The 25665-nt window shown below is 66.1% G+C and carries 23 protein-coding genes and 1 pseudogene; 14 read left to right on the forward strand and 10 right to left on the reverse strand.

From position 1 onward, the window contains the following. Positions 1-5: 5 nt before the first annotated feature. Positions 6-1223 carry an MFS transporter gene (locus ACZ9BC_RS13290; RefSeq protein WP_476246313.1) on the reverse strand — a complete coding sequence of 406 codons (1218 nt, stop codon included), beginning with the start codon at positions 1221-1223 and terminating at the stop codon, positions 6-8. A gap of 153 nt (positions 1224-1376) precedes the next feature. Here ACZ9BC_RS13290 and ACZ9BC_RS13295 point away from each other — a divergent pair, with 153 nt between their 5' ends. Beyond that, positions 1377-1718 carry a thioredoxin domain-containing protein gene (locus tag ACZ9BC_RS13295; protein WP_079596499.1) on the forward strand — a complete coding sequence of 114 codons (342 nt, stop codon included), beginning with the start codon at positions 1377-1379 and terminating at the stop codon, positions 1716-1718. On the opposite strand, the gene ACZ9BC_RS13300 is transcribed toward ACZ9BC_RS13295, so the two are convergent. Next, positions 1711-3576 carry a hypothetical protein gene (locus ACZ9BC_RS13300; RefSeq protein ID WP_476246314.1) on the reverse strand — a complete coding sequence of 622 codons (1866 nt, stop codon included), beginning with the start codon at positions 3574-3576 and terminating at the stop codon, positions 1711-1713. The genes ACZ9BC_RS13295 and ACZ9BC_RS13300 overlap by 8 nt on opposite strands. A gap of 214 nt (positions 3577-3790) precedes the next feature. On the opposite strand from ACZ9BC_RS13300, the gene ACZ9BC_RS13305 reads away from it, so the two are divergent. Continuing rightward, positions 3791-4114, forward strand: a complete 324-nt coding sequence (locus ACZ9BC_RS13305; protein ID WP_079596497.1) for a hypothetical protein — start codon at positions 3791-3793, stop codon at positions 4112-4114. Between the two features lie 145 nt (positions 4115-4259). On the opposite strand, the gene ACZ9BC_RS13310 is transcribed toward ACZ9BC_RS13305, so the two are convergent. After that, complete coding sequence (locus ACZ9BC_RS13310; protein ID WP_476246315.1) at positions 4260-6050, reverse strand: sensor domain-containing protein; 1791 nt, start codon at positions 6048-6050, stop codon at positions 4260-4262. Further along, the gene (locus ACZ9BC_RS13315) at positions 6047-6883 is read right to left on the reverse strand and encodes an alpha/beta fold hydrolase (RefSeq protein ID WP_476246316.1); all 837 of its coding nucleotides are present in this window, start codon (positions 6881-6883) and stop codon (positions 6047-6049) included. Before ACZ9BC_RS13315 ends, ACZ9BC_RS13310 begins: the two co-directional genes overlap by 4 nt. 231 nt (positions 6884-7114) lie before the next feature. Here ACZ9BC_RS13315 and ACZ9BC_RS13320 point away from each other — a divergent pair, with 231 nt between their 5' ends. Further along, complete coding sequence (locus tag ACZ9BC_RS13320) at positions 7115-7717, forward strand: hypothetical protein (RefSeq protein WP_476246317.1); 603 nt, start codon at positions 7115-7117, stop codon at positions 7715-7717. Then, a complete protein-coding gene (locus ACZ9BC_RS13325) occupies positions 7681-8796 on the forward strand; it encodes an ATP-binding protein (protein ID WP_476246318.1) in 1116 nt (371 codons plus the stop codon). The genes ACZ9BC_RS13320 and ACZ9BC_RS13325 overlap by 37 nt, the downstream gene beginning before the upstream one ends. Before the next feature lie 288 nt (positions 8797-9084). Here the strand turns inward: ACZ9BC_RS13325 and ACZ9BC_RS13330 are convergent, their stop codons facing one another. Next, the gene (locus ACZ9BC_RS13330) at positions 9085-10275 is read right to left on the reverse strand and encodes a type II toxin-antitoxin system HipA family toxin (RefSeq protein WP_476246319.1); all 1191 of its coding nucleotides are present in this window, start codon (positions 10273-10275) and stop codon (positions 9085-9087) included. Next, positions 10268-10471 carry a helix-turn-helix transcriptional regulator gene (locus ACZ9BC_RS13335; protein ID WP_476246320.1) on the reverse strand — a complete coding sequence of 68 codons (204 nt, stop codon included), beginning with the start codon at positions 10469-10471 and terminating at the stop codon, positions 10268-10270. The genes ACZ9BC_RS13330 and ACZ9BC_RS13335 overlap by 8 nt, the downstream gene beginning before the upstream one ends. Before the next feature lie 214 nt (positions 10472-10685). Here ACZ9BC_RS13335 and ACZ9BC_RS13340 point away from each other — a divergent pair, with 214 nt between their 5' ends. Continuing rightward, positions 10686-11429: an SDR family oxidoreductase gene (locus ACZ9BC_RS13340; protein ID WP_476246321.1), complete on the forward strand. Its 744-nt coding sequence runs from the start codon at positions 10686-10688 to the stop codon at positions 11427-11429. A gap of 21 nt (positions 11430-11450) precedes the next feature. Here ACZ9BC_RS13340 and ACZ9BC_RS13345 read toward each other — a convergent pair whose 3' ends face one another. Next, on the reverse strand, positions 11451-11777 hold the full coding sequence (locus tag ACZ9BC_RS13345; RefSeq protein WP_476246322.1) for a hypothetical protein: 327 nt from the start codon (positions 11775-11777) through the stop codon (positions 11451-11453). A 133-nt stretch (positions 11778-11910) separates the two neighbouring features. After that, positions 11911-12312, reverse strand: coding sequence for a VOC family protein (locus tag ACZ9BC_RS13350; RefSeq protein WP_476246323.1), 402 nt, complete (start codon positions 12310-12312; stop codon positions 11911-11913). Positions 12313-12489: 177 nt separating this feature from the next. Between ACZ9BC_RS13350 and ACZ9BC_RS13355 the strand changes: the two genes are divergently transcribed. From ACZ9BC_RS13355 to ACZ9BC_RS13375, 5 genes are all read left to right on the forward strand, one after another. Next, a complete protein-coding gene (locus ACZ9BC_RS13355; RefSeq protein ID WP_476246324.1) occupies positions 12490-14013 on the forward strand; it encodes a SulP family inorganic anion transporter in 1524 nt (507 codons plus the stop codon). Between the two features lie 92 nt (positions 14014-14105). Next, entirely contained in the window at positions 14106-16073 is a 1968-nt protein-coding gene (locus ACZ9BC_RS13360) for a helix-turn-helix domain-containing protein (protein WP_476246325.1), read from the forward strand. Between the two features lie 164 nt (positions 16074-16237). Further along, positions 16238-17488, forward strand: a complete 1251-nt coding sequence (locus ACZ9BC_RS13365; RefSeq protein ID WP_476246326.1) for an iron-containing alcohol dehydrogenase — start codon at positions 16238-16240, stop codon at positions 17486-17488. A gap of 21 nt (positions 17489-17509) precedes the next feature. Next, positions 17510-18985 carry an NAD-dependent succinate-semialdehyde dehydrogenase gene (locus tag ACZ9BC_RS13370; protein ID WP_476246327.1) on the forward strand — a complete coding sequence of 492 codons (1476 nt, stop codon included), beginning with the start codon at positions 17510-17512 and terminating at the stop codon, positions 18983-18985. 39 nt (positions 18986-19024) lie between these two features. Then, positions 19025-20398: an MFS transporter gene (locus ACZ9BC_RS13375; RefSeq protein WP_476246328.1), complete on the forward strand. Its 1374-nt coding sequence runs from the start codon at positions 19025-19027 to the stop codon at positions 20396-20398. A 67-nt stretch (positions 20399-20465) separates the two neighbouring features. Here ACZ9BC_RS13375 and ACZ9BC_RS13380 read toward each other — a convergent pair whose 3' ends face one another. Together ACZ9BC_RS13380 and ACZ9BC_RS13385 are read right to left on the reverse strand one after the other, a co-directional pair. Next, complete coding sequence (locus ACZ9BC_RS13380; protein WP_476246329.1) at positions 20466-21230, reverse strand: cation:proton antiporter domain-containing protein; 765 nt, start codon at positions 21228-21230, stop codon at positions 20466-20468. A gap of 91 nt (positions 21231-21321) precedes the next feature. After that, positions 21322-21711: pseudogene (locus ACZ9BC_RS13385) on the reverse strand (cation:proton antiporter domain-containing protein); the annotation flags it as partial. Between the two features lie 201 nt (positions 21712-21912). Here ACZ9BC_RS13385 and ACZ9BC_RS13390 point away from each other — a divergent pair. From ACZ9BC_RS13390 to ACZ9BC_RS13405, 4 genes are all read left to right on the forward strand, one after another. Next, on the forward strand, positions 21913-22296 hold the full coding sequence (locus tag ACZ9BC_RS13390) for a hypothetical protein (protein ID WP_476246330.1): 384 nt from the start codon (positions 21913-21915) through the stop codon (positions 22294-22296). Continuing rightward, complete coding sequence (locus tag ACZ9BC_RS13395) at positions 22289-24349, forward strand: DUF8189 domain-containing protein (protein WP_476246331.1); 2061 nt, start codon at positions 22289-22291, stop codon at positions 24347-24349. Before ACZ9BC_RS13390 ends, ACZ9BC_RS13395 begins: the two co-directional genes overlap by 8 nt. Positions 24350-24510: 161 nt before the next feature. Continuing rightward, entirely contained in the window at positions 24511-24909 is a 399-nt protein-coding gene (locus ACZ9BC_RS13400) for a DUF7793 family protein (protein ID WP_476246332.1), read from the forward strand. Next, on the forward strand, positions 24906-25553 hold the full coding sequence (locus ACZ9BC_RS13405; RefSeq protein ID WP_476246333.1) for a LysE family translocator: 648 nt from the start codon (positions 24906-24908) through the stop codon (positions 25551-25553). The genes ACZ9BC_RS13400 and ACZ9BC_RS13405 overlap by 4 nt, the downstream gene beginning before the upstream one ends. Positions 25554-25665: the final 112 nt, after the last annotated feature.

The following is a 25665-nucleotide window of genomic DNA, read 5'->3' on the forward strand; positions in this document are numbered from 1 at the left end:
ACGGGTCAGTAGTTGCGGCGGTGCTTCAGCCGGGGAATGACGACGGCGAATACGGCCGCCGCCGCGAACCCCAGGACGCCCGTGGCTGAGATCCCCGCGCCCAGGGTAGCCAGCGCCGTCACCCCCGAGAGCAGGACCGGCCCGCCGGTGGACCCGGCATCAGCCATGAACCGCCACAATCCCAGGAACTGGCCCCGCCCGCGGTCCGGCGAGAAGTCGGCGCCGAGCGTCATCACCAGCCCGGAGCTGATGCCGTTGCCGAACCCGATCAGCAGCGCCGCCAGCAGCAGCCCCACAAAGGACCCGGTCAGCGGAATCAGCAGCAGGGCGGTACCCATGAGCAGCGTGGACGGGACGGCCACAAACTGCCGGCCCTTGCGGTCCATGAGCTTGCCGGCGGGATAGAACACCAGCATGTCGATCGCCCCGGACAGGCCGTAAATCAGCGAGGCGGAGGTGGCGTCGAAGCCCAGGTGGTCGGCCCATAGCGGGATTACCACCTGCCGTGAGGATCGCAGTGCGCTCAGCAGCAGGATGCCCACACCCAGCGAGAGGAACACGCCCGCATGGGACACCGCGACGCTCCGGAGGGTGGGCTCGGGACCCTTGTGTCCGCCGTCGGGCACGCCCACCGCGGCAAGGTCCGGGATGGTGAGGGACAGCAGCGCGGCGGCCGCCATGGCTATCACGCCCACCCAGTACGCACCGCCGATGCCGGAGAACTGCATCACCGCCGCACCCAGGAACGGGCCGATGAACACGCCGATGCGGTTAACGCCGCCCAGCGTGGACAGCGCCCGCGCCCGGAACTGCACGGGCACAGCCTCGGTGAGATACTTCTGACGGGCCAGGCCAAAGACACTTCCGGACATGCCGACGACGGCCATCGCCGCCGCGAGCAGCCACAGTCCGTCCGGAACCAGCGAGGTCAGCCCCGCTGCCGCCAACGCCAAGGCGGCGGCGACGGCGGCACCCACGATGGACCACCGCTCACCGAACCTGAGGGTCACCAGGGAGGCCGGCAGGTTGAAGAACCAGGACCCCAGCCCCATGAGCGTCACGATCAGCGCCGCGACGGCCACCGAGGCACCCAGGTCCCGGGCGGTCAGCGCCACCACCGGCAGGATGGCCCCGGTCCCGATTCCGTAGAGCAGCGTGGGCCCGAACGCGGCCACAGCGATGCTGCGCAGGCTGAACGGCTGCTGGTTTTCGGGGGAAGTCATCAGATTTATTTTATGGCCGGGAGCAGCGGGCAATTTCCACGTATGGCCCCGGACACATCAGCGCAAATTCGGGGGTCACAAATGGCCCGCGGAGGAGTAGCGTTCGACTTATGGGGCGTTGTTCCGCGCCCACAGCCAAGGGGAGGTCATTCGATGGGTGAAGTGTGGATCCGCACGCTCGGCAACGGGCTGGTCCGGGCAGACAGAGTCACCGAAATTTCATCCACCCGGGGATCCCTCCATGAGGACCAGGGGTATTCGCTGAAGGTCATCGTGGACGGCAAAGGCCATGTGCTGATTGACGACGCCGACCTCCAGGGCACCCTGGCCGAACGGCTCGAGTATGCGCGGCACATGGAGGACGCCCTGCTGCTCGCCATCGACGAGGCTAAGGAAAGCGACGTCTCGATGGTGATCTCCTACGAGCCGGAACGCGAGCGCTGGTCGTCGGCCCCGGTGACAGTGTTAACCGGAAGCATCCCCGTCATCAGTTAGGCGGCAGGCTCACTGCCGTACGCTGCGGTTCGGGCCGGGCTTCCTGCGCGTCCGGGGTTTCCTGGATAGTGTCCCGGGATTCACCCGTGCGCGCCGGCAGCCCGCTGATGCTCGTGCGTGTGAAGCAGAGGGCCCACAGCGCAACCACCAGCACCACCACCAGCACCCAGGGCAGGTCCGGCCATGCCAGCATGAACGGCACGGCCACAGCCACCGCGGTGACGATCAGCAGGTACCAGGTGACGTACCACCACGGGTTGGCGGGCGGATTGCGCGTGGGGTCGCTGGATTGCCGGAAGGACGGCTTCCGCATGCGCTGCAGCCGGTTGTGCAGCACACCCCAGACGGGCCCGTTGAGCAGTCCTATGAGAACAGCCGCGAACACGGTGGTGGTCACCGCCAGCACGCCCCAGTTTTCCCAGTGCCCCCAGTGGTAGGACGGGCCCGAGCACAGCCAGGAGGACCACCACGGATCCTGGCCACCGCCGGGCGGGCCGCACTGGACCCGGTTCCGCGCCCAGTCCTGTGAACCGAGCCAGGCGAGCGCGGCCGGGGCGCTCAGCGCGGCGGTGAGGATCGAGAGGAGCCGGGTCACCCCCAGGCTCTTAACCATGACGCGGTGCGGCCGGAGCCGCCGGTCGCCGTCGAGCCCGCGCAGCACGAGGCCGTGCGGGTCTGCCGGCGGGTCCAGGATCAGCCGGGCCAGCGGATCGAGCACCTCCACCCTGTTGCTGGAGTACACGATGTGGTCGTAGATGAGCCCGGACCTGTTGTACACCGGGTGCTCCTCCGGGCCGGGCCCGCCGTCGCCTGCGGTATCCCGGGCATAAAGCTTTCCGAACACGGGCAGCGGCCCGTTCTCGTGGGTGGAAATGGGCCCGGCGGGAACGAAGTCGAACTTGCCCCACACGTTGATCCAGCGGGGCCGGTCCGGGTTGGCCAGCCAGTCCGTTACCGGGTCCTCCCCCGTTCCGCCGCCCCACTGCGCGTAGCCCAGCAGGTCCAGGCCGCTGCCCACGCTGACGAAGTTGGTGGCCCGGGCCTGGTTCTGGAACAGGACCTGCCCGGTGATCGCGGCACCTTGGCTGTGCGCCACCACCGTGACCTGCGTCCCGCCGTCGTGGTCCCAGCGCTGGAGCGTGTCCACTACGCGCTGCCGCATCGCGGCCGCCTGCAGCGGCTTGCGCTTCCACACCTGCGGATCGCCCAGGAAGTCCGCGAACAGGGACACGATTTTCCCGATCCACCGGCCCGGTCCCGGAATCCAGGCCAGCACGATGATCAGCAGCAGCACCACCAGCACGGCCAGCAGGATGAAGAACCCGGCAGAGGCGGCGATCAGGGTGAGCAGCATCTGCCGCAGCCGGGCCGCGAGCCATGCGGGGCTGGCCCGCCGGCGGCCGGGATAGAGGTTCCACCTGATCAGCTGCACGGACCGTTTGTAGACGCGCAGGGCGGTGCGCAGTGCCCAGGAGTAGGTGGACGCGGCCGACGCCGGCTCGAAGTCCCTGCCCCAGGACGCCTCCGTCATGAGGACCGTGAGGTAGTCCGGCCTGCCGTCCGCATAGCCGCGCAGCACTTTCACCCACACCTCGGGCGCGTCCCCCACCGCGTTGGCTTTGGTGATGACCAGGTGTGGGCACGGGACGTCACCGGGGACAAGGTCCAGGGAAAGATCGTGCAGGCTGAGCATCAGCGGCTGGGCCCACTCCTGCAGGGTGCCGCCTTTGAGGGCCCGGCCCATCCCATGGACAAACACCACGGCGTGGTCCGGGGGCCTGCCCGGCACTTCCGCAGCGTCACCGCCGTCGTTGTCCTTGGTGGCATCCCCCAGGCCATCGCTCACGCGCTTGCCCATGGCTACATGATCCACCCGGGCCGGACGGAAGCGGAAGGCTGCAAGCCCCCTTCTTTCACCGCCAATAGAGGGAGTAACCAAAAGACCATCCAATGTAATAAACGTCACCATGTTGCGTGGGTCACATTCGCCCCCTACTCTGGATGAGGCTGATGCAAACGGCCATAGCAAGAAGCTGCAGCGTCGCAGCCAATGCCGGGGAAGGCTTTACAACTTGAACTCTAAGCTGAACATTGTTGTCCGTATCGATCTCGACCACGCACGTGCAAAGGTGATTGCAAAGGGGCATATCACCGTCCACAGCGTCAACGCCCTATATGTAGTAGCAAAGCGGGCCAATTCCCTCAGGGAAGGCCTTGATTTGGAACTCGATATCTCCCATGCGTGGGTGGATGAAGCAGCCCTGGAGATGCTCCGGGCCTGTTCCGAAACCCACCACCTGCCAGCCAAAATCGATCCGCAGCAGGCGCCCTGCACCATCAGCGTCCTGGCACCGCGGCGGAAGGCTCCGGCAGCAGCCACCCGCCTGGCTGCATAGGCCAACGCACCGGCGACCCACAGCGCCCAGCATCGGGCCCCGGGTTCGCCACCCAAAACTTTTCTAGACCCAAACCCTTGAGCGCAGCTGTACCTGAATAGACGGGTGGCTGTGCTTTTGGGTTTAAGGGAAACCTTCGCAGAAGTCAGCCCAGCACCGGGCTCGAATCCGGGTACTGCCTGTGGGAGTTGGCCTTCAGCCATTCCTTGAGGAGCGGGGCCGGCAGCGGGCGGGCGAAATGGTAGCCCTGGGCGTAGTCGCAGCCCATGGCCCTGAGCACCTGGACCTGGCTGGGGGTTTCCACGCCTTCGGCAACCGCCCGGATGCCGACGGCGTGCGCCAGGTCGATGCAGCTGGTCACGATCGCCGCATCGCCGGTGTTGGTTCCCAGTCCCATGATGAAGGACCGGTCGATCTTCAACTCATCGATGGGAAATTTCTTGAGATAGGTCAGGCTGGAGTAGCCGACGCCGAAGTCATCAACGGCGAGGCTGACGCCGAGGTCCTTGAGGGCCATGAGCTGGTCGAGGGCGCCACCGGGATCATCCATCAGGGCTGTCTCGGTGATCTCCAGTACCAGGAGCGAAGGATCCATCCGCCGCAGCCGGAGGGCGTGCTCCACCATGGGCACCAACCCGGGATCGTTCAGCTGGCGGGCGGACAGGTTGACCGCCAGTTCAAAACCGGACACAGTGGCCTCTTCAATCCGCCAGTTTTCGGCCTGCCGCAGCGTCTCCTCCAGGACCCAGGCCCCCAGCGGCCGCACCAGTCCCGATTCCTCGGCCATCCCGATGAACTCCGACGGCGGGAGCAGCCCCCGCGACGGGTGCTGCCAGCGGACCAAGGCCTCCACGCCAACGGCAAGACCGGTGCGCAGATCGACGCGCGGCTGGTAGTGCAGCCGGAGTGCACCCTCGCTGATGCCGTGGCGCAGCTCGGCGAGGGCCCGGAGCCGGTCCGCCGTGGGGTCGGACTCTGCCGGCTGGTGCAGTTCCCAGCGGCTCCGCCCCAGCGATTTGGCCTTGTACATGGCGATGTCGGCGCGGCGGACAAGATCGTCCATGGTCTCGCCGTCCTCGCCGGCAACCGCGACGCCGATGCTCGCGGACGTCACGATCTCCAGCCCCTCGATCAGCATCGGGGCACGGAGGACGTCCAGGAGCCGGGCGGCACGTGCCGTAGCCTCATCCGTCCCGGCAAAAATATCCATAACGATGAACTCGTCGCCGGACAGCCGGGCAACGGTGGCCTGCTTCCCGGCTGCAGGGACCAGGCGCCGCGCCACGGTGACCAACAGCTCATCCCCGGCCGCGTGCCCCAGGCTGTCATTGACGGCTTTGAAGTGGTCAAGGTCGATGCACAACGCCGCGAGCGTGCCATGCCCGGCACGCCTTGCAGCGAGAATTCCGTCCAGCTTTGCCTTCAGGCCGGCCCTGTTGGGAAGGCCGGTCAGGGGGTCCTTCAGGGCGAGCCGGTGCAGTTCAGCCTCAGCTTCGGCGCGGCGGGCTTCGGATTCCTCCGCATCCCGCAGCGCTGACACCAGTTCTTTTTCGTACATGCGGCGTTCGTGCGCGCTGAAGATGATGACGCGCACGCTGGCCGGTTCCTGCCCGGATGCCGGACTGCGGGATGCCGAGAGCAGGGCAGCCCGGCGGCTGCCGTCAGCGCAGACAATTTCGACCGCAACCTCGGACACCGCACCGGCAATGCCAAGCTGCGGGATGCAGTGGGTGGAATACAGGATCTGGTCACCCACCGGCATCAGCGACTGGATGGGTTCACCGACCAAGTCCGGAAGGCGGTAACCGGACCAGTGCAGGAAGGTGCCGTTGACCGCGGTGATGCGGCCGCCGTCGTCCGTTACCAGGTAACCGCAGGGTGCCTGGTGGAAGAGCGCCTCGAAGTCACCAGGCTCCGGGCCAGGCACGCCTGTCATGGGCTGGCAGCAAGAAATTGCTGGATGGCGCGGGCGGTTGCTTCGGGGGCGCTGACGTGGGGGCAGTGACCGGTGGCCTGCAGGTGCACCAGCGTGCTGTGCCCGAGGTGCCGGTTCAGGTAGTCGCCCACCTCCGGCGGGGCGAGCAGGTCCTCCGAGCACTGCAGGATCAGGCTGCTGGTGCCTACGTCGTCCAGCACTTGGCGTGTGTCGGACAGGAACGTGACCCTGGCAAAATGCCGGGCGATGGACGGGTTGGTCCGGCAGAAGCTGCTCCGCAGGTCCTCGGCAAGCCCGGGCTGCTCGGGGTTGGCCATCACCATCGGCGCCAAAGCCTCGGCCCAGGCGAAGTAGTTGCTGTCCAGGGAGTCCAGCAGGCCCTCGATGTCAGCCTGCGAGAACCCGCCCACGTAGCCGTCGTCGGGATCGTCCGTGTAGCGGGGTGAGGGGGCAACCAGTACCAGGCGGGAGAAGAGGCCGGGTTCCTGCACCGCGGCGATCACGGCGATCATTGCGCTCACACTGTGCCCAACAAGGATGACGTCCTGGAGCTCCAGGGCGGCGCAGATCTCCAGCAGGTCCTCGGCGTAGCCGTCCAGCGTTCCGTACTTGGCCCGGTCATAGGCGGCGGCGTCGGAGTGGCCTGCACCCACGTGGTCGAACAGCACCACCCGGTAGTCATCCGTAAAGTAGGGCAGCAGCCGCCGCCACATGTCCTGGTCGCAGCCGAACCCGTGGGCAAACAGCATCACCGGCGCGTCCGCCCGGCCCGCCACCGTGACGTTGTTCCGGCGGATGACAGATGAGACGGCGGCGGTTGCTGCTTCGACCATGTGTTCACTCGCCCTTAATAAGCCGACTGTGCTTTTCCTGATATTAGCGGCGGGGTGACGCGGAATCCTAGGATCCGGTTCGGCCTGTGCGAATCGTGCGGGTCACCGCAGCCACCCGAAACGCCAGGCTTTCCTTATGGCCGGAGGCCGGCAGGTAGGCTGTGTGCAGCAGCACTTCAAGTAGCCGGAGGCTGTCTATTTTAGTCTGTGCCGGGGGAACAGATGAGTCGGATGCAGGATATTAAAGGCGGGACTGTCTTCGAGTGGCGGCAGCGTCTGGGGCAAACAGCCGGGGGTTCGTGGGCAGGAGCGGCTGAACCATTGTTGGGCAATGGCGGCCGGTGGCAGGCCGCGGCCGGGCAGCTCCCGCTGGCATTAATGCTGGTGCTTGTGGTGGCGGCAGCCGTGGTGTTCAGCCCGCCAACATTGCAGGACCCTGCCTTCCAGGCCGCCGTGGCGGGTCACGCTTTAGTGTTCGCCCTGGCCGCCGTCGTTCCGTGGCATCGCCTGCCGTCCGCGGTGTTCTCAATAATTCCTGTCCTTGACTGTGTGGCCATCGGGTTCATCCTGCAGGCCGGCGGCCCGGAATTCAGTGTCCTGAGCCTGCTCCTGGTCTTTCCTGTGATCCGGCTTTCCGTTAATCGCGGGCGTCCCGGCGTGCTGCTGGCGATCCTCAGCGTGCTGCTGAGCACCACTGTTCCGGCATTCGCCATGGGCCGGGACGACGCGCAGGATTCCGCCATCCGCATCATCTTCCTTCCGCTGATCATGGCCGGCGTCGCCCCACCGCCCACTTCGTGGCGCGCGCCCTTATCAACCAGCATCAGACGCTGACCCAAAAGGACCGGGAGCTGGCAGACACGTTGGCCGAAAGCATCCGCCGCCAGCAGCTCCTCGATGCAGTCCTGTCCTCGATCAACGTCGGTGTCTGGGTTATCAATCAGGACGGACGCGGTGTGCTCACCAACAAGGCCCTGGAGGTGGACCCGGCCTTGGCCGGACTGGCAACAGGGCGGCGCCCGCTGTTCCTCTCCGACCGCACAAGCGAAGCCCCCACGGAACGCCTGCCCAATATCAGGGCGGCAAAGGGCGAAGAGTTTACCGACGAGTTGTATTACGCCAGCACAAGCGATGACCAGCATGCCTATTCGGTCAGCGCCTCCACCATCCGATCAGCGGAGGGCGTGTGTACGGGCGCGGTGGTCACCTTTGCGGAGGTCACTGAACTCATCAACGCGCTGAAAGCCAAGGACAACTTCGTGGCCACGGTTTCACACGAGCTGCGCACCCCGCTGACCTCCATCCTCGGCTACCTGGAAATCGTGCTTGACGAGCCGGACCACAAGGAGATCGAGCCCGAACTGCTCATCATCCACAGGAACGCGACGCATCTGCTGACGCTCGTGAACGATCTGATCGCCGTCGCATCCGACCGCGTGGAACTCTCCGTGCAGGAGGCTGACATCACCCACCTGCTGGCTCAAGTGGTGGAATCCCTACGGCCGCGGGCGGCCAGCTCGGGGCTCCGCCTGGTGATGGAGGCCGGCCAGCCGCTGGTTATCCGGGTGGACCCGGGCCGGATCCGCCACGTGTTCAAGCACCTGCTGTCCAACGCCATCAAGTACTCCCCCGGCGGCGGAACAATCACCGCCAGCCTTCGAAGCTATGGCCAGGGCCTCGTCTGCTCGATCACCGACCCTGGCATCGGCATGACCGAGGATGAGGCCGCGCACGCCTTCTCAAAGTTTTTCCGCTCCGAACGCTCCCGGGATACGGCCATCCCCGGAGCCGGCCTGGGACTGCCCATCAGCAAGACCATCGTTGAGGGCCATGGCGGGTCCATCAGCCTCAGCACCGCACCCGGGAAGGGAACCACTGTCACCTTGTCCCTGCCGTACAGCCCCGCCGGATAAGGGAACAGAACACACAGCGCACGACGGCGGCACGGGCCATCGCTGCACCGCCACCGGGCGCCTTCCGAAGGACAGGATTTGAGGAACTCTTGAGGGCTTCTTGAGCGAACGTGCTGAGGTCCTTGAGCTACAACATGCACAGTAGTTCGTGAAAGGCCTGGAGCGCATGGGGGGTGCACCTGGGAATTGGGCCCAGCAGTCCACAGGCCTTGAGTCGGGCAACCGATGGTCTCAGCGCTTGGCGGTGTCACGAAGCCGGCACCGCCAAGCAGCCCCATTGAAGGTGGGTCAGGAGCCCAGCTCGGCCCGGCGGAACCGCAGCTCCCTCTTCGCTCCGTTCAAGGGCGATCCACTAATGGGTAGGGTTTCCAGGTCGATTGCCCTTGCAGCCTTTAGCGCCAGGGCATTTGCGGCCGCCGCTGCCCGCTCTGGCAACCCTATGGTGGCTGCGAACTCCTGCCAGTGCTTAGCTTTCAGCCCTTTGACTTTCCCGGCGACAGTTAAGGCCATCGTGTCGTCGCCGTAGAGCAACGTGCAAGGGATGTCGTAGACGGGGGCCACGGCCCAGCCGCCGTTATTGCCGGCAAGGACGGCGGCGTTCTTGGCGTGCAGGTCCCCGTTACCGGTGAGCCAGGCGAAAACGAACTGCAGGTACAGATTCCTGGCGGCTACAGCCTGGGCTTTACACAGCCTGGCCAGGGTCAGGACCACGTCCTCGGAGCTCACCGCATATTTCGACGACGGCGGGAGGTTCAGCGCCTGCGCTCCGTCCTCCATGGCCAGGCGCAGCAGTCCGTTATCCGTGGCACGGTCGAACCTTTCAACCAGCAGCCCGGGCAGGCCGTTCCTGTCTCTGACAACACCGTGTTTGGCCACAGGTATCTTGAGGGCCTTGGCCCCCGTCAGGTGGACTGCTTCGTTCAGGACAAGGTGTTGGTGCTGCGGAGGGTCCAACTTGAGCAGGTAGCGCCGGTTTGCCAGGGCAAGCGGTGTTGTCAGCATCGATGCGCTGGCCTTGTTCTGCACGCCCGGCAACCCGTGCTGGTCAACGGCCTCGGCCAACGCGGCGAAGTCCAGGTCCTCGGGGCGGGACGTGTCCGCCAGCGGTTCCGGCTCTATGGGGGCTTGCCCGGCGGGGACGACCTGGACGTCGCCCGGAACGTCTGCACCAACCGCCAGGAGCAGGCTCAACTCGTCGGAGAAGCTCGTCTTGACGGCGTCCTTGAGAACTGTCAGCCGGTGGCCTTCGGGCAGGAGGCCTGAGAAGAAGGCGGGCAATGCGCCGCTCGGCGCTTCAACCGGTTCCGCTGTGAGCGGCAACGTTGTTGCGACCGGCCGGGCACCCGAAGCCAAGTAGTCGTGGGTATAGGAAAAAATCACACTCCCCTCCCCGGTACGGTTCAGGTGGGCGGCCAGAACATTTGATTTGTAGACGTCTGCGCTGCGGACGAACTTCAACCGTCCCAGGTCTTCAGGCATCGGTGGCCCGGAGGTGCAGCCCCACAGCGTTCGCGGCGGCAGCAACCGTCAGCAACGAAGGATTTCCCTTGCCGCTTTCGATGGCGTGGATGGTCCGGGCCGACGTGCCGACCAGGTCGGCCAGAGTGCCTTGTGTAATGCCCGCCTCCTTGCGGGCCTGCCGGATGCTTGCCCCGATGGCTGCAATATCCTCCATCCGCACCTTTCAGAAATATATTGCCGACTGACCGATTCTCAACCCCCACCCTCCCGCAGAAAAAGAGAATTCGCAAGATATTGCGGAAAGTCGCCATAAGGTTGCCAACAGACACCACAACAGCGCTTATCAGAAATATGTTGCTGCTTTCATCGTCGCCATCAACCCGGGCAAAGACACTTCACCGGCCGGGAAGAGTCCTAGGATTTCTTGTATGAGGATTGCCGTTGCAGGGGGAACCGGAACCGTTGGCCGCTATGTCGTAGAGCAGGCCGGCACGCGCGGCCATGAGGTGGTGAGCCTGAGCCGGTCGGAGGGCGTGGACCTGGTGACCGGAAAGGGCCTGGAGCAGGCCCTCCAGGGCGTGGATACGGTCATCGACGTGTCCGGCATCAAGTCCATGTCCACCAAGAAGAACGTGGACTACTTCACCAACAGCACCCAGAACCTGCTCGCGGCGGAAAAGAAGGCCGGCGTGGGGCACCACCTGGCTCTCTCGATCGTGGGAATCGACCATGCGACGTCCGGCCTGTACGCGGGGAAGCTCGCGCAGGAGGACGCGGTGCGGCACGGGGACGTGCCCTGGACCCTCCTGCGCTGCACCCAGTTCCATGAGTTTGTACCGCTGACGGTTGGCGTCGCCTCCGTAGGCCCGGTGGTAGTGGTTCCCAAAATGTTCACCCAGCCCGTGGCGGCCAGCGAGGTGGCAGAAGCCCTGGTTGCGGCAGCGGAGGCCGGGCCCCAGGGACGCATCGCTGACCTGGGCGGCCCCCGCACCGAGGAGCTCGCCCGCCTGGTCCGCGCTTACCTGGACAAGACGGGCCGGCGCAAGAGGATCGTCGAGGTCCCGTTCCCGGGACCCATGGGGAAAGCCATGCGCCATGGCGCGCTGGTCCCGGCGGAGGGTGCCGCCGTCGGACGCCAGACGTTCCTGGAGTGGCTGGAAGGCGCCGCCTAAACGGGCCTGGACGCCAAAAAATTAGGCATGCCTCCGGATGCGGCTGAACAGCAGGCCCACCAGGGCCAGGGAGAGCATTGCGGCGATCAGGCTCAACGTGGGATTCACCCAGTCCGGGACGAGGTCCGATACGGCATTGCATCTGTTGTGGAGCGGGAAGACGGCACTGCCGTCGCGCGGATGCCGGAGCCGGTAGTTCAGATCCAGTTCCTGGCCGGCGGCGAGGCAGGCATCGCTGAGGTCGCCGCTGGCAATGAACGTGGACTGGGTGTAGTAGACCGCGCCCAGCACCACCGCGGTAACCAGGGCGGCGGTGAACCAGATTCGCGTTGCTCTGCGCTGTGGCATGGGGAGCTGCTCCCGATGCAGTTTTCGAACGGTCCGGTTGCTTGAACCCGTAAATTCACCATAGCCATGCCGCTGCCACAGGTCAGCGCGGTTTGCTCAAGATACAGGCAATTTTGCTCCGCGGCAGAGCCGCTTAGGCCTGGTCCTGCAGATGCGCATCCCTGATGCCGGGAGGAATCGCGCCCTGGATGACCCAGCGGTTGCCGTCCGGGTCCGAGAAGTAGGCGAACAGCACGCCGCCCATGTCCTGGACCTCACTGATGCCTGCACCCCTGGCCAGGAGCTCGGCCCGCGTGGCGTCCATGTCCGAAACAACCAGCTGCAGCCCCTCGAGGCTGCCCGGCACCATGGAGGTCATTCCCGTCCCGATGACGATTGACGCCGCCGAGCCCGGCGGGGTCAGCTGCACCACCCGCATTCCGGGAATGTGCTCCACGTCGTGGTCCAGCACGAAACCCAGCTTCTCCGTATAGAAGGCCTTGGCCCTGTCCACGTCAGCCACCGGTACCTGCACTACTTCAAGGCGCATCTCCATCCGGCCACAGTACCCCGCAAAGGGCCCGTTCCGGCCACGTAGAATTGACCTTCAGCGGCGCACCCCACAGGCCGCCCCGGCGCGGTGCTGCGCCCCCTTCAATCTTCGAACAGACGATTTCTTCGAACAGTGCGAGGGCGCTGCCGTGCGTCTTCCAGACCACGAACGGAGCCAGCAATGGCCGCCCCCACCGCTGCAGATGCCGCCGCGTACACCCCTGAACAGCTCCAGTCGGTGCGGGAAACCCTCAGGTCCCCCAGGAGGCTGAAGACCGAGGTCCTGGGCGGACTCGTCGTCGCCCTCGCCCTGATCCCGGAAGCCATCGCGTTCTCGGTCATCGCCGGAGTGGACCCCAGGCTGGGCCTCTTCGCGTCCTTCACCATGGCCGTGACCATCGCTGTGGTGGGCGGCCGGCCGGCCATGATCTCCGCGGCCACCGGCGCCGTGGCCCTGGTCATCGCCCCGCTGGTGAAGAGCCACGGCGTGGACTACCTGGTGGCGACCGTCATCCTGGCCGGCATCTTCCAGATCATCCTGGGACTCGCCGGAGTCGCGAAGCTGATGCGGTTCATCCCCCGCTCGGTGATGGTGGGCTTCGTCAACGCCCTGGCCATTTTGGTCTTCATGGCGCAGGTCCCCGAGCTTCTGGGCGTCCCGTGGATGGTCTACCCGCTCACCGCCCTCGCGCTCCTCATCGTCTTCGGGCTGCCCAGGCTGACAACAGTGGTCCCGGCCCCGCTGGTCGCCATCGTCGTCCTCACCCTCATTACGGTGTTCGCCTCGGTCACGGTCCCCACCGTCGGTGACAAGGGCGACCTGCCCGAATCCCTGCCGTCCCTGTTCATTCCCAACGTCCCGTTCACCCTTGAGATGCTGCAGGTCATCTTCCCGTACGCGCTGGCCATGGCCTTCGTGGGACTCCTGGAATCCCTGATGACCGCCAAGCTCGTGGACGATGTCACGGACACCCGCTCCTCCAAGACCCGCGAGGCGTGGGGCCAGGGTGTGGCCAACATCGTCACGGGGTTCACCGGCGGGATGGGCGGCTGCGCGATGATCGGCCAGACCATGATCAACGTCAAGGCCTCCGGCGCCCGCACCCGCATCTCCACGTTCCTGGCCGGCGTCTTCCTGCTGATCCTGGTGGTGGCCCTCGGCGGGGTGGTCTCGGTGATCCCGATGGCCGCGCTGGTGGCCGTCATGATCTTCGTCTGCTGGGCCACGTTCGACTGGCACAGCATCCACCCCCGCACACTGAAGATGATGCCCAAGAGCGAAACCACGGTCATGGTGGCCACAGTCATCGTGGTGGTGGCCACCCACAACCTGGCCATCGGCGTCGGCGCCGGCGTGCTGGTGGCCATGGTGCTGTTCGCCCGCCGCGTGGCGCACTTCGTCACCGTGGAGCGGACAGTAAAGGACATCGAGGGCCAGGAGACCGCCACCTACACGGTGAACGGCGAGCTGTTCTTCGCCTCCTCCAATGACCTCTTCACCCAGTTCGAATACGCCCTGGACCCGCAGCACGTGGTCATCGACATGCACGCCTCCCACCTCTGGGACGCCTCCACCATCGCCGCCCTGGACGCGATCACCGAGAAGTACCGCCACCACGGCAAGGATGTCAGGATCATCGGCCTCAATGACGCCAGCACGCTCATGCGCGAACGCCTCGCCGGCAAGCTGGGCTCAGGGAACTAAGGCAACAAGCCAGTAGGGCGAGAGGCACGACGGCGGCACGCGCCCGCCGTCGTCCGCTTTCCTGCGCGCTTGCCGCGGCTAGCATTATGTTCATGCGCGCCGATGACAGTTCTGCCGTCCACGCCGGAGGAGGACCGCCAGCCGGCGCCAGGAGCGCGGGCCAGCTTATGGCCATGCTGGACAGCGGTATTTCCGCGGCCGACCTTGAGACAACACTGGCCGCCTGGCTGGACGGCGGAGCCATCGACCAGTCCACCGCCGCGGCCGCACGCCGGCTGAATTCCCGGCTCTGGGAGGCGAGCCGCCGGGAGGGCCTGCTGCGCGTCCTCTACGACACAGCCACCGACCTCACCGGCATACGCGACGTCGAAGCCGTACTCAAAGCCATCGTCCGGCGCACCAGGTCACTGATCGGCAGCGACATCGCCTACCTGAGCCTGAACGACTACCACAGCGGCGAGTCCTACGTCCGTGTCACCGACGGTGCAACCACCGCCCTTTTCCGCAACATCCGCATGCCGCTTGGCGAAGGCGTGCTGGGCGCCGTTGCCACCGGCGAGGCGCCGGCCCAAAGCGCAGACTACCTCCTGGACGAAACCAAATCCCACCTGGAGTCCAGCGACAGGGCCGTGGCAGCCGAAGGCGTCCGGGCCATCATGGGTGTTCCCCTGCGTGCCGAAGGGAAAGTCATTGGCGCGCTGCTGGTGGCCGACAGGCACCCGCACCAGTTCAGCAACGACGACGTTGCCCTGATGGAATCCATCGGCACGCACGCCGCCGTCGCGCTGGAGAACGCCCGCTACTTCAGCGAAATGGCCCATGCCCTGGCACGACTGGACCAGGCACAACAGCAGAACCTGGCCCATGTCCGGGACCTGGAAGAGCTTTCATCCCTGGACCGGCGGCTCATGGAGACCCTCGCCTCCACCGGCAGCCTCCCCCACCTGCTCACCCTGCTGGCCGAATCACTGGGCGCCCCTGTTTTCCTGGTCTCCCCCATGGGCGAGCCGCTGGCAGGAACCGCGCCGGACAGTGACTTCACCAGCCTTCCGGCCCTGAGCGCGGCTGAAGAATCCGTGGCGAAAAGCTCGGCGGTGCAGTTCGAGGCCAAGGGCAGGAAGTACACGGTGATGGCCGCGGTTGCGGGTGACCAGCACCTCGCCTCCCTCATCGTCGGAGAGCAACTCAGCCCGGCCCGTCTTGCCGTCCTGGAACGCAGCGCCCTGGTGCTCAGCGTGTCCCTGCTCTTCGAACGCACCTTCCAGGATGCCCAATACCGGCTCCAGCTCGAACTCATCGACGACCTGCTCAGCCCGCGGTCCGAACATGCGGAGGCGCTGTCCCGCAGGGCCGGGCAGTTCGGCCTCGCAAACCACCTTCAGCTCGTGGTGCGCGTGGTGGGCGTCGCCGACGACCAGCGCCAACGCGCGCTTTCGGTGCTGAGGCTCCGGGCGGAAGGGCTTCCGGGAATTATTGCCCTGCACGAGTCGCACTTGTGCATCATCGAACCCTTCGAACGGCGCACCGGGCGGTCGGATGGAACCGGCGGCGCCGGGGACAACGGCCGGTCCATCATCGACGAGCTCAAGCGGCGCCGCATCACTGCCAGCGTGGGGACATCGGAACCGGTCACCGGCTTCGCAGGCCTGTCGGCGGCGCACACCGAGGCCCACACCGTCCTGCGGGCACTCCAGGCCCTCTCGCGTGACGGCGAGGCAGCGGACCGCGCCGCTTTGGGCACTGCAGGGATGTTGCTCGGAGCGATGGACAGCCCGTTCGCCGGACAGCTGCTGACGGCACAACTGGGCCCGCTCCTGGACTACGACGAGCGGCGGGGAACGCAGCTGGTCCTTACGGCATGGATGTTCCAGGAAAAAGGCGGTGCCATGCAGGAGGCGGCCGATGCCCTCCATATCCATCCCAACACCCTTCGGCAGCGGCTGGACCGGATCGACGCCCTCATCGGCGCCACCTGGCGCCGGGGAAGCCGCTCCCTCGACGTCCAGGTGGCGCTGCGCCTGTGGCGGATGAAGACGTCCGGGGTCACGTCCGGCTTCTGACCATTTGTTCTGCCCTCCACGGCGACATATATGGCGTCGGCGCACATAAGCGTGCTTTTTGTGTGGCGCACATTCACATGGTGACCGTCACGCGGCTCTGGAATGCTTGTTTCTGCGGCACCTGTCAGGCAGCCCGCCACCCCCATCTTTAGGAGTCATTCACAATGTCGTGTGCGCATGCAGCGGGTATCCGTCCCGCAACTTTCGGCGTCCTGCGCCTGCCCCGGAGTGTCGTCGTCGGCGCCGGGCAGCGTTTCGCAATCGCCGGCATCGCAGCCGAATTCGGCACCAACATCCTCATCTGCACCGATCCGCGGCTGGCCGCCTCGGACGAGCTGAAGGCCCTGGTCCGGAGCCTGGAGGACCGGCACCTGACCGTAACTGTCTACGGAGACACCCAGGCCGAGCTGCCGACGCCAGGCATCCTGGCATGCATCGAGGAGCTCAAAGGCCAGGACATCGACGTCATCATCGGCTTTGGCGGCGGCAGCTGCATGGACATGGCCAAGGTGGTGTCCGTCCTGCTCACGCACGGCGGCAAGCCCAGCGATTACTACGGCGAATTTGCCGTTCCCGGGCCCACCAAGCCGGTCATCGCCCTGCCCACCACAGCGGGCACCGGTTCCGAAGCGACTGCCATCGCCGTTGTCTCCGACCCTGAACTGGGCATGAAGATGGGCATCTCGAGCCCGCACATCATCCCGTTCGCCGCCGTTTGCGATCCCGAACTCACCTACTCCTGCCCCGCGCCGCTGACGGCCGCCACCGGCGCTGACACGCTGGTCCACCTGGTGGAGTCCTTCACCGCCATCACCCGGGAACCCACCCCCCAGCTGGCCGCTGAACGGGTCTTCGTCGGCAAAAACATCCTGACCGATTCGATTGCCCTGAACGGCATTGGATTGGTGGGCCGCAGCCTCGTCACTGCGTACAAGGACCCGGAAAACATTGAGGCCCGCGCCGGGATGATGCTCGCGGCACTGTACGGCGGCGTCGTTTTGAGCAATGCCGGAACCGCAGCGGCACACGCCATCCAATACCCGGTAGGGGCACTGACCCACACTCCCCACGGTGTAGGCGTCGGCCTGCTGCTGCCCTACGTTGTCCGCCACAACTTCCAGGCCATCCAGCCGCAGCTGGCGCAGATTGCCGAAGCTCTGGGCCGCGATACCAAGGGCCTGGACCAGCGCGCCGCCGCCGTTGCAGGGGTGGAGGCCATCGACGAAGTCATCGCCGCCATCGAACTGCCCCCCACCCTGAAGGACCTCGGCCTTCAGGAAAGCGACCTCGCCCAGGTGGCAAAGCTGTCGCTGAACTCCAAGCGGCTCATCGACAACAACCCCGTGCCCCTCGACCTCGACGCCGTAACCTCGATCGTCCACGCCGCCTTCACCGGCGACCGCACCATCCGCTGACCAGCACCAAGGACTTCCCCAATGACACTTCTTTCCACCCTCGAACCCCTCGACATTGACGGCCTGACAGTGCCCCGCGAGCTGCTGATCGCCGGCAACTGGCAGCACGCGGCCGGCGGTGACCTCGTTGAGGTCATCAACCCCTCCGATGCCTCCATCATCACCGGCATCGCCGACGCCGACGTCGAAGACGGCCTCGCAGCCGTGGACGCCGCGGCAGCAGCCTTCCCCGAATGGGCAGCAACTCCCCCGCGCCGCCGCGCCGAAATCCTGCGCCGCTGCTTCGAACTGATGACCGAGCGCAGCGAGCAGCTCGCCCACCTCATCTCCCTCGAGAACGGCAAGGCCCTTGCAGATGCCCGCGGCGAAGTGGCCTATGCGGCCGAATTCTTCCGCTGGTACTCCGAGGAAGCGGTCCGCATCATCGGGGATGTGTCCGTCTCGCCGTCGGGCTCGAACCGGATCCTTGTCCAGCACCCGCCCATCGGCGTCTGCGTGCTGATCACCCCGTGGAACTTCCCGGCGGCAATGGCCACCCGCAAACTGGCACCCGCGCTGGCTGCCGGCTGCACGGCCGTGCTCAAGCCGGCCACGCTCACGCCGCTGACCTCCCTCGCGATCGCCCAGCTGATGCTCGACGCCGGAACCCCCGCCGGCGTGGTCAACGTCATCACCACGAGCAAAACAAGCGAGGTCATGACCCCGATCCTCGCCGACCCCCGGGTCCGCAAGCTGTCCTTCACCGGCTCCACGGGCGTCGGGCGGCACCTGCTGCACCAGGCGGCCGACAATGTCCTTAAGTGCTCCATGGAACTTGGCGGCAACGCGCCCTTCCTCGTCTTCGATGACGCGGACCTCGACCTGGCCATCGACGGCGCCATGGTCGCCAAGATGCGCAACGGCGGCCAGGCCTGCACCGCCGCCAACCGCATCTACGTCCAGCGCGGCATCCACGACGAATTCGCCCGCCGGCTGGCCGAACGGATGAGCGCACTGCGCGTGGGTCCCGGTACCGACGCCGAGACCGAGGTGGGGCCGCTGGTGGATGAGGCCAGCGTCCGCAAAGTTGACTCGCTGGTCCGCGACGCGGTCAGCCAGGGAGCACGGCTCCTTGCCGGCGGCAAGGCCGTGGACGGGGCCGGGTACTACTACCCGCCCACCGTCGTCACCAACGTGCCGCTCCAGGCCCGGATGGTCAGTGAGGAAATCTTCGGGCCGGTGGCCTCGGTCATCCCCTTCGACACCGAGGACGAAGCCATCACCGCCGCGAACGATTCGGAGTACGGCCTCGCCGCCTACGTGTTCACCGAGGACCTCCGCCGCGGACTGAGGGTCTGCGAGCGCATCGAGAGCGGAATGGTGGCACTTAACCGCGGCCTGGTGTCCGACCCCGCAGCACCCTTTGGGGGCGTCAAGCAGAGTGGCCTCGGCCGCGAAGGGGCCCATCAGGGCCTGCTGGACTTCACCGAAACCAAATACATCGCGCTCGACTGGTAGCCCGCTGCTCCCTTCGTTTCCCTCCGAAAGAAAAGACCAATGACGATCTCCAACACCACAGCCAAGCCCAAGGCGGCCTGGCGCGTACCGCTGGCCAGCTTCGCCGGCACCACCATCGAGTGGTACGACTACTACATCTTCGGCCTGCTCGCCGCCACTGGCGTTTTCAGCCGGCTCTACTTCCCGGAGCAGGACCCGGCAACGGGACTCCTCCTTGCCTTCGTCACCTACGCCGTCGGCTTCGTTGCACGCCCCTTCGGCGGCATGTTCGCCGGCCACTTCGGCGACAAAATCGGCCGCAAGCCCATGCTCGTGCTGTCCCTGCTCATCATGGGCTTCGCCACCCTGGCCATGGGGCTGCTTCCCACCTACGCCCAGATCGGCGTCTGGGCCCCCATCCTGCTGACCGTGCTGCGCCTGCTCCAGGGCTTCGGCGCCGGAGCGGAATGGGCCGGCGCGGCGGTTATCTCCATCGAACACGCCCCGCCTGGGCGCAGCGGCTTCTTCGGCAGCTTCACCCAGATGGGCGTCCCGGCGGGCATGCTGCTCGCCAACGCCAGCGTCCTGATCGTCAAGTCTTCCGTGCCCGCCGAGGTCTTTGATGCGTGGGCGTGGCGGGTGCCGTTCCTGCTCAGCGTGGTCCTGATCGTCATCGGCCTGGTGGTCCGCGCCAAGCTCGAGGACTCTGACGACTTCAAGGACCTTGTTGCCACCAAGCAGACGTCCAAGAAGCCGCTGGGCGAAGCAATGAAGAAGGAAACCAAGGGAATCTGGCTCGTTGTGGGCATGCGTCTGGCAGAAAACTCCGCCTTCTACCTGTACACAACGTTCTCGGTGGTCTACATCATGAGGACCTTCGGACCCGATCGTGCCAACCAGGGAACCCTGTCCGTCCTGATCGCCTCTGCCATCGGAGTCTTCGCCGTCCCGCTCTGGGCCATCCTCTCGGACAAGATCGGCCGCAAGCCGCTCTACCTGTTCGGCTCGATCGGCGGGCTCCTGTTCTTCCCGCTCTACTTCGTGATGACCGACACCGGCAGCGCCCTGCTGGCAACGCTGGCCATCATCATCGGGCTCGCCGTCTTCCACAACTCCATGTACGGCCCCCAGGCTGCCTTCTTCTCGGAGCTGTTCTCCACCAAGCTGCGCTACAGCGGCGCCTCCATGGGTTACCAGTTCGGCTCGGTTCTTGCCGGCGGCGTCGCTCCGCTGGTCGCGGTGGCGCTCCTGAACGCCGGAAACGGTGAGCCCGGCTGGGTGATCCTCTACTTCAGCGTGATCGGCGTCATCACCGTTGTGGCCACGCTCCTGGCACCGGAAACCCTCGGAAAGCTGGACCGGCGCATCACCGCCGCCCAGGAACTGGACGACACCAACGCACGGATCGCCGAGCAAGGCATCAGCACCAAGTAATACCCACCCACCGGTGAGACGTACGACGGCGGCACGGCCCGCCGTCGTACGTCCCGTTAACCGTCACTCAACCAGGAGCTTCTCCGGACGCCTTAACCCGGGCAACCTTCCGCCGGGACTTCCTTGGGCTGCGGAGACGTCCCGACGGTTTGCGGTGCTGCTGGCGGAGTGCGAGCAGCGGAAACAGCAGCACCGAAAGCATTCCTGCCCCCACGAGCGCGGACGCGATCCCGCTGGAAATGAGGCCCTCCTGCCTGCCGATGGCGGTCACCGCCACGATGATCGGCAGCCCTGTTGCCCCGAACAGGACGATGGCCCGCTTGTCGGCAGGCGTTGACTTGGGCGGGGCTGCGAGCAGCGATGGCAGGCCCCGGACCACCAGCAGGAGGAGCAGGAACAGCGGGACCAGTGCCAGGGCCGCCGGACTGTCGGTGAGGGCGCGCAGGTCGAAGTCGATGCCGGTATCGATGAAGAAGATGGGCACCAGGAACCCGAACGCGACAGCGTCGATCTTGGTCTCGATGACGTGCCGGTCCTGTTCGGGGGCCCGCGCGATGGCCACCTTCCAGAGAACGCCGGCGGCGAAGGCACCCAGCAGCATGTCCAGTCCCACCACCATGCTCAGCACCACCAGCAAGGTGAGGATGAACATGATGGACCGGACGGCGAACTGGCCGCTGGTGTGCAGCGTCCGGGTGGCCTGGGAGTGGAGCAGCGTATGCCGGGCCCGGGAGGCGAGGAAAATCGCCAGGCCGGTCAGGAGGACAAACCCGAGAAGCACCGCCGTGGCCGGCCCCAGTTCCCTGCCGCTGAAGAACAGCGAGATCGCCACCAGGGGGGCCGAACTCCCCCGCCGCGCCCAGTGCCGTGACCGCGATACCCATCGGGGATTTCAGTTCGCCGGCGTCGCGGAGGATGGGCAGCAGCGCGCCCAGCGCCGTGGAGCACAGGGCCACCCCGATAATCACGGCAGCAGCCGGTGACGGGCCCAGGACAAACCCCGCGCCGATGCCTGCCGCCAGGGAGATGGCCCAGCCGGCGGCGGCACGATTGACGGGCCGGCCCCGGATGACGGCGAAATCAATCTCGTTGCCGGCCACGAAGAAGAGCATGGCCAGCCCGAACTGGGCCAGCGTGTCGATGAACTCCGTGGGCTGGATCCATCCCAACAGGCTGGGGCCGAGCATGATGCCGAGGACAATCTCGAAGACCACGATGGGCACCCTGACCACCCGGTCCAGGAAGCGGGCCGCGAGGGGCGCTGCGATAGCCAGCAGGGCGATCAGGACCAATGACGTGGACAAACCCTGCATTGGCGGTACCTCCGGCACCTCGGCTGCTTCGAAGGAAAAGTACTCCAAAGCTACCGCCGCCGTGGGGTTGGCGCCATAACGGCAAACCCCCGGCAATGCCCAGGTTCCGCAGGTCCGCCGGCGCCGTGGACGGTAACGGTGCAGTAACGCGGGTGTGATCGACTCATTCGTGGGTTCCCCCGCAAAATGAGGAGGGCGCTAATGGGACCTCCATGGAGTTCCGTGCGGGTGGCTGGCCTGGCGGTGGACGTCCCGGACCAGCTTGCGCCCTCAGGCGAGCGCGGCATCGAAGGCAGCGCCGGCGTCCTGGAGGGCGCGGGCATACGCCTGACCGTCGATGCGGGCCCCTTCGCTGACACCCTCACCCGCTATGCGGACAAGCCAGGCTACGAGCACTGGCGGGAAGTGGTGGGCAGCCATACCGCGGATTTCGTCCTGTTCGAGGAAGAGGGAATCCGCACCGTTGCCATGAATATCCCCGGCCGCGCCACCGCCGTCGTCCATCTGCCCGCCGGTGAGGAACGGGACGTGGCACTGCAGATCCTGCGAAGCATTCGAACTGATCAAGGAGAGTCCAATGACTGAAGAGCAATACCGTGCCGCCCCATACCTGGCCGCGGTGGAAAACACCTCCCCGGGGGAACGCAGCCCGGGCTTCAGCAAGGTGCAAACGTACCTTGAGCGGTTCGGCTACCTGGGGGAATCAACCTCCAGGGAAATCGGGCTCCTGGACGACCCCACGGCGGGGGCCCTGCGGAATTTCCAGGAGTTTTTCAACCTGCCGGTCACCGGCGTCTTCGACGACGCCACCCGGGAGGCCATGATGCGTCCCCGTTGCGGTCTTCCCGACATGCGTGCCGGCGAACTCGCCTTCTCCACCCAGTGCGCCTGGGCCGACCGGACACTGACGTACGCCCTTGATACCGGGACCAACGATGTTGCCGGCACCGCCGAATTCGACGCCATCAGGCGTGCAATCCAGACCTGGCAAAATCTGGGCGGATTGACGTTCACGGAGGTTGCCGTCGGGTCCAATCCGGACATCCGGATCGGCTGGCGGCCGGCAGCGGACCCGGACCACTCGATGGTAGGCGGTGTCCTGGCCCACGCCGACTTCCCGCCAGGCTGCAGCGTCGTCACCAACACGCTGCCCAAGCCGGTGCACTTCGACGACAGCGAGCACGTGTGGAGCGTGGGTGCCGTGGACAGCGCCTTCGACATCGAAACGGTTGCACTTCACGAATTCGGCCACATCGTGGGCCTGGCGCACTCCAGCGTTGCGAACGCCGTCATGGCACCCACTGTGGCAGCCAACTTCACCAAACGGGCCCTCACCCAGGACGACATCGACGGCTTCCGGTCGCTGTACCCGGCGGCCCCGCAGGCCTGGTCCGGCTGGAATTCCCTGGGCGGCACCATCACCTCGGACATCGCCGTCGGCAACAACAAGGACGGCCGGCTGGAGGCTTTTGCCCGGGGCACTGACGGGGCTGTGTGGCACCGGTGGCAGACCACTCCCAACGGGAATTGGGCCGGCTGGGCATCACTGGGCGGGGTCATCACCACCGAGATCGCCGTCGGCAATAACCTGGACGGCCGGCTGGAGGTTTTCGCCAGGGGCACGGACAACGCCTTGTGGCACAAGTGGCAGACCGCGCCCAACGGCAATTGGTCCGGCTGGAACTCCCTGGGCGGCGTGATCACCGGACCGCCTGCCACGGGGCGTAACGCGGATGGCCGCCTCGAGGTCTTCGCCCGGGGCACGGACGGTGCCGTGTGGCACCGCTGGCAGACCGCGCCCAACGGCAACTGGGCCGGCTGGAACTCACTTGGCGGGGTGATCACATCCGAGATCGCGGTGGGCAAGAATGCCGACGGCCGTCTTGAGGTTTTCGCCCGCGGCACGGACAATGCCCTGTGGCACAGGTGGCAGACAGCACCCAACGGCAACTGGGCGGGCTGGCAGTCCCTGGGAGGCGTGCTCACCTCCAACATCGCCATCGGCAGCAACGCCAACGGCCGCCTTGAGGCCTTCGTCCGGGGCACCGACAATGCCCTCTGGCACAAGTGGCAAACAGCACCCAACGGTGGATGGTCCGGCTGGCAGTCGCTGGGTGGCCTGCTCACGTCAGACATTGCGGTGGGCAGGAATGCTACAGGCCGCCTCGAGGCTTTTGTCCGGGGAACGGACAACGCGCTGTGGCACATGTGGCAGACGGCGCCCAACAGCGGATGGTCCGGCTGGCACTCCCTGGGCGGCCTGCTCACCTCCAACATCACCGTGGGCAGCAACGCCGATGGCCGCCTGGAGGTCTTCGTCCGCGGCACCGACAACGCCCTGTGGCACATGTGGCAGACCAGGCCGTTCCTGACGGAAGAGCCCACCGGCTCGTCCGGTGCCACCACGACGTCGGAGGAGAAGGGCGGGGACATGCCGTCCGGCGGCGCGCTCCCGCAGACAGTCGAGATGCCGGTGGGTGCGATGGGCGAAAGCGTGACCGCTAACGGCCACCAACCGGCGATGCCCCTGGGTGCCATGGACGCCTCGAAAGAGGAGTCCGCGGACGGGCGCGATGGATCATCCAAGGAAGCTGTTTCAGACAAGATGCCGGCGGGGGTCATGCCCGCCGCGGTCTGACCTGGGAGCGTGGCCAAGGACTGGAGGAACGTACGGCGGCGGCGCGCGGCCGCCGCCGTACTGCGCCAGATTGGATCTACCCGTCCCGAAAAACGGTCCTCTGCGGTAGTTTGATGCTTGCGGTCAAACGTGGCTGATCAGTACTTTGGGGGAGCGGAAAAATGGAACCAGTCGTTATTGAGGGTGGCAAGGGCACGATAGAACTCGGCGCCGACGGAATTATCCATCTTTCGTGGAGGCCGGGCATTGTTCTGGAGAGCGACGACGTGCACGCGGGCATGGCCACGCTCAACGAAATCTGCGGCGGGTCCGAATACCCGATGCTGGTGGACATGGGGACTACAAAAGCGGTGACCCGCCAGGCCAAGTCTGCTTTCCAGATCCCGTGTGCCGCGTCGCGGATTGCCTTGCTGGGCTCCAGCCCGGTGGACCGCATCATTGCCAACTTCACCATGGAACGGCAGACGCTGCCGTGTCCTACCCGCTTCTTCACGTCCCGCGACGGCGCCCTGGACTGGCTCCGCCAAGGGGAATCCCCCACCCCTATCCTTGACGAGTGACCCTTCTTCAGGCCCTTCTTTCCTTTGTCCTGGTTGCCGGGCTCCTCACGCTGGTTCCCGGCCTGGACACCGCGCTTGTGCTGCGCTCGTCCATCTCCAAGTCACGCCGCTATGCCTTCGCCACGGCGGCGGGCATCAGCACGGGAGCGATGATCTGGGGCGTCGCGGCGGCGGTGGGTGTATCGGCGCTGCTGGCAGCGTCCGAGTTCGCCTACCGCATGCTGACCATCGCCGGCGCGGCCTACATGGTGTGGCTGGGACTGTCCCTGCTCTGGAAAAGCCTGCGGAAGACCGGGGTGCCCGCCGCGGACGGGACAGCGGCACCGGTGGAAGGCCGGGACAACCTCGTCCAGGGCTGGTTGACCGGGACCGGAACCAACCTGCTCAACCCTAAAGTCGGGGTGTTCTACATCGCCACCATCCCGCAGTTCATTCCTGCCGGGGTGTCGCCCCTGCTTGTGGGCATCCTGCTGGCGGGCGTCCACTGCCTGCTGGCCATGGCCTGGTTCACCCTGCTGATCTTCGGCACCGGATACGCCGCCCGCTGGCTCAAGGGAGCCCGCAGCATCCGCATCATCGATAGCATCACCGGAACGGTCCTGGTGTGCTTCGGCCTCAAGCTCGCCCTCGAACCCGCCCACTAGTTCCGGCGGGTGGCACCTCAGGCAACACGGACGACGGCGGCACGCGCCGCCGTCGTACATGTCACCGCTGCCGGTGCTGCAGCGTCTTGGTTCGTCGCGACTCATCATCGTG

The sequence above is a fragment of the Pseudarthrobacter sp. TE3704 genome (genome assembly GCF_056279405.1).

Coding starts and splice junctions, on each gene's coding strand:
- ACZ9BC_RS13300 (WP_476246314.1), bottom strand. CDS start 3,576: ATGGGCAAGCGCGTGAGCGATGGCCTGGGGGATGCCACCAAGGACAAC.
- ACZ9BC_RS13320 (WP_476246317.1), top strand. CDS start 7,115: ATGCAGGATATTAAAGGCGGGACTGTCTTCGAGTGGCGGCAGCGTCTG.
- ACZ9BC_RS13315 (WP_476246316.1), bottom strand. CDS start 6,883: ATGGTCGAAGCAGCAACCGCCGCCGTCTCATCTGTCATCCGCCGGAAC.
- ACZ9BC_RS13390 (WP_476246330.1), top strand. CDS start 21,913: ATGGGACCTCCATGGAGTTCCGTGCGGGTGGCTGGCCTGGCGGTGGAC.
- ACZ9BC_RS13395 (WP_476246331.1), top strand. CDS start 22,289: ATGACTGAAGAGCAATACCGTGCCGCCCCATACCTGGCCGCGGTGGAA.
- ACZ9BC_RS13365 (WP_476246326.1), top strand. CDS start 16,238: ATGTCGTGTGCGCATGCAGCGGGTATCCGTCCCGCAACTTTCGGCGTC.
- ACZ9BC_RS13290 (WP_476246313.1), bottom strand. CDS start 1,223: ATGACTTCCCCCGAAAACCAGCAGCCGTTCAGCCTGCGCAGCATCGCT.
- ACZ9BC_RS13295 (WP_079596499.1), top strand. CDS start 1,377: ATGGGTGAAGTGTGGATCCGCACGCTCGGCAACGGGCTGGTCCGGGCA.
- ACZ9BC_RS13345 (WP_476246322.1), bottom strand. CDS start 11,777: ATGCCACAGCGCAGAGCAACGCGAATCTGGTTCACCGCCGCCCTGGTT.
- ACZ9BC_RS13370 (WP_476246327.1), top strand. CDS start 17,510: ATGACACTTCTTTCCACCCTCGAACCCCTCGACATTGACGGCCTGACA.
- ACZ9BC_RS13355 (WP_476246324.1), top strand. CDS start 12,490: ATGGCCGCCCCCACCGCTGCAGATGCCGCCGCGTACACCCCTGAACAG.
- ACZ9BC_RS13360 (WP_476246325.1), top strand. CDS start 14,106: ATGCGCGCCGATGACAGTTCTGCCGTCCACGCCGGAGGAGGACCGCCA.
- ACZ9BC_RS13340 (WP_476246321.1), top strand. CDS start 10,686: ATGAGGATTGCCGTTGCAGGGGGAACCGGAACCGTTGGCCGCTATGTC.
- ACZ9BC_RS13330 (WP_476246319.1), bottom strand. CDS start 10,275: ATGCCTGAAGACCTGGGACGGTTGAAGTTCGTCCGCAGCGCAGACGTC.
- ACZ9BC_RS13335 (WP_476246320.1), bottom strand. CDS start 10,471: ATGGAGGATATTGCAGCCATCGGGGCAAGCATCCGGCAGGCCCGCAAG.
- ACZ9BC_RS13350 (WP_476246323.1), bottom strand. CDS start 12,312: ATGGAGATGCGCCTTGAAGTAGTGCAGGTACCGGTGGCTGACGTGGAC.
- ACZ9BC_RS13310 (WP_476246315.1), bottom strand. CDS start 6,050: ATGACAGGCGTGCCTGGCCCGGAGCCTGGTGACTTCGAGGCGCTCTTC.
- ACZ9BC_RS13400 (WP_476246332.1), top strand. CDS start 24,511: ATGGAACCAGTCGTTATTGAGGGTGGCAAGGGCACGATAGAACTCGGC.
- ACZ9BC_RS13375 (WP_476246328.1), top strand. CDS start 19,025: ATGACGATCTCCAACACCACAGCCAAGCCCAAGGCGGCCTGGCGCGTA.